We start from the raw sequence: 1263 nt of genomic DNA on the forward strand, positions 1-1263 counted from the left end.
GGCGGGGTCGGGCGGCGGGAACGGTCGCCGTCGTGGCGACGGGTCTGCGCGAGCAGCTCTGCAACGCGGCCCTCTCGCTCTTGGGCGTCCCGTATGTGTGGGGAGGGACCTATCCCCAGTCGGGCGGGACGGACTGCTCGGGGCTCATGCAGTGGGCCTTCGCCCAGTGCGGCTACTCCATTCCGCGCACCACCTACACGCAGCTCGCCGCCTGCCGCTCCGCCGGTCACGTGTTCTACGACACGTCCCAGCTGCAGCCTGGCGACCTCGTCTTCGTGCGGGGAGGCCATCACGTCGCCATGTACCTGGGCAACGGCTCGTGCGTCCACGAGCCCCACCCCGGCGCCTCGTGCATGGTCTCGCCGCTGAGCCGCTGGAACGGCATATATGCCCTGGGATTTCCGCTGGCGTAGGGCGTCCGTCGCACCGACCCTCCCGCCCGGGGCGCTCGTGTCGGGTCCCTTTTCGGCCTGACGTGACACCTGCCGTAACAACTGCGTTTCCCTCTGCGCGTTCGTCGCGCTCGCAGGCCCCGCTGCCCCTACTGTAGGGGAACGGGACGAAGGGAACGCGACGCCGCAAGGCGAGAGGGGGCGCTGTGCAGACGGGAACGGCGCGAGGGTTCAGGGACATCCTTCCGGACGAGGCGCGCGCCCGCGAGCGCATCTCCGCCGCGGTGCGCGACTGCCTCGACGCCCAGGGGTACGCCCCCGTCGAGACTCCGCTGCTCGAGCGCCTCGACGCCCTCGAGCGCGGGGGGCGCCTGCGCACCCCCGCCTTCCAGCTCTTTGACGCGGACGGCGGGCCCCTCGTGCTCAGGCCTGACCTCACCCAGCCGCTCGTGCGCCTCGTGGCGGAGCGCGCGGGGGCCGACGATCTGCCCCTGCGCCTGCGCTATCAGGCCCCCGTCGTGCGCGAGAGCCCCGCCCTCGCCGGGCAGCCCCGTCAGTTTACGCAGCTGGGCGCCGAGTTCTTCGACGCTCGGGGGAGCCTTCCCGACGTCGAGGTCATCAAGCTGCTGGCGCTCGTGCTCGACGCCCTCGCCGTGCCGGACTGGCGCGTCGTCTGCGGGTCCGTGACGCCGCTGCTGGGCCTGCTCGACGCCTGCGCCCCCAGCCAGGACTTCCGCAGGCGGGCGCTCGCGCTCGTCCACGAGTCGGACCTTCCCGGCCTCGACGCGCTCGTCGCCTCCTCGCCCCTCGACGGCGCCGCCGCCCGCGCCCTGTGGGTTCGCCTACGGCACTGGCTGTGCGGGCGACGCTG

The 1263-nt window shown here is 73.0% G+C and carries 2 protein-coding genes; both read left to right on the forward strand.

What is annotated here, in order from left to right:
• A partial coding sequence (locus tag BN3001_RS00005; protein ID WP_148362901.1) for a C40 family peptidase occupies nucleotides 1-413 on the forward strand: 413 nt, incomplete at its 5' end.
• A gap of 185 nt (nucleotides 414-598) precedes the next feature.
• On the forward strand, nucleotides 599-1263 hold a 665-nt coding region (locus BN3001_RS00010), incomplete at its 3' end, for an ATP phosphoribosyltransferase regulatory subunit (protein WP_197407422.1).

This window comes from Olsenella massiliensis, assembly GCF_001457795.1.
Taxonomy (GTDB): domain Bacteria; phylum Actinomycetota; class Coriobacteriia; order Coriobacteriales; family Atopobiaceae; genus Olsenella_F; species Olsenella_F massiliensis.